This is a genomic window from Haloferax sp. Atlit-6N, assembly GCF_003383195.1.
In the GTDB taxonomy this organism is placed as follows: Archaea; Halobacteriota; Halobacteria; order Halobacteriales; family Haloferacaceae; genus Haloferax; species Haloferax gibbonsii.
On sequence record NZ_QEQJ01000307.1, the window covers coordinates 1 to 464 of the forward strand.

Below are 464 nucleotides of genomic sequence, written 5' to 3' on the forward strand. Positions count from 1 at the left end.
CGGATCGCCTGAACGCCGTCGGCCTGAATGTCGAACTCGCAATCGCGAATCTCGAACGCGCCGGCAGACCCGTCGACCCACACGGCCGCCATCGTCTGCTGTGGCGCGCTCCGGCAGGTGAACGAGCACTGTTCGATTCGACCGCCAGCCTGGCCGAGTTCACCAGTCTCCCAGACGATCGAGTGGGGATTGATGAAGTCGTTGCTGTCGGGGTGGGCGTTCTCGATATCGATGACGAACTGACAGTTGCGAACGAGTGCCCCGCTGCCGCCGATACGGAGCGATGTCTGGTTGTTGTTGCGGAACCTGCTGTCGAGTATCTTCACTGGTCCGGGGGTTCGAGAGGCGTAGATGGCGTTCGTGCCGGTGTTTTCGATGAGGGAGTTCCGGATGACGAGCTCTCCCTTATGTCGGTTCCCCAGCCAGATGCAACTGTCGTTGGAGTTGCCGTCGAGGTGCCCGTG

Annotated in this window: 1 pseudogene; it reads right to left on the reverse strand. The window is 61.4% G+C overall.

Features of this window, described 5'->3' with window-relative positions:
• Positions 1 to 464, reverse strand: a pseudogene (locus DEQ92_RS23645) (hypothetical protein); the annotation flags it as partial.